Source organism: Lysinibacillus fusiformis (assembly GCF_002845985.1).
Classification (GTDB): domain Bacteria; phylum Bacillota; class Bacilli; order Bacillales_A; family Planococcaceae; genus Lysinibacillus; species Lysinibacillus fusiformis_D.
The window spans coordinates 1-242 of the sequence record NZ_PDFK01000025.1 but is presented as its reverse complement, the minus strand read 5'-3'; the positions used below and the strand labels follow the sequence as shown (position 1 = coordinate 242).

Sequence of the window (242 nt, the reverse complement as noted above, 5' to 3'; positions counted from 1 at the left end):
AAAAATGTTTGAAACATTCAATGCACGTTTATCCAGTTTTGAAAGAATAATTTCTTTTATGAAGGGTTTCAAGATACGAGTAGTTCGAGGAAGTAATGGAGAGAGGGAAGGAGCGTACTCAAGTACGTGACTGACTGAACGACAGAAGCTGACGAAGAAATGCAATGTATATTGAAAGCCGACCATAGTCTAGTGATGATGGCAAAGAGGTCACACCCGTTCCCATACCGAACACGGAAGTT

Annotated in this window: 1 protein-coding gene and 1 rRNA gene; one reads left to right on the top strand and one right to left on the bottom strand. The window is 40.9% G+C overall.

The annotated features are described in order from the left end of the window. Positions 1-186: hypothetical protein (locus CRI88_RS22650; RefSeq protein ID WP_219622714.1), on the bottom strand; the 186-nt coding region annotated here is incomplete at its 3' end. A gap of 2 nt (positions 187-188) precedes the next feature. Between CRI88_RS22650 and rrf the strand changes: the two genes are divergently transcribed. Further along, a 5S ribosomal RNA gene (gene rrf / locus CRI88_RS23290) occupies positions 189-242 on the top strand; the annotation flags it as partial.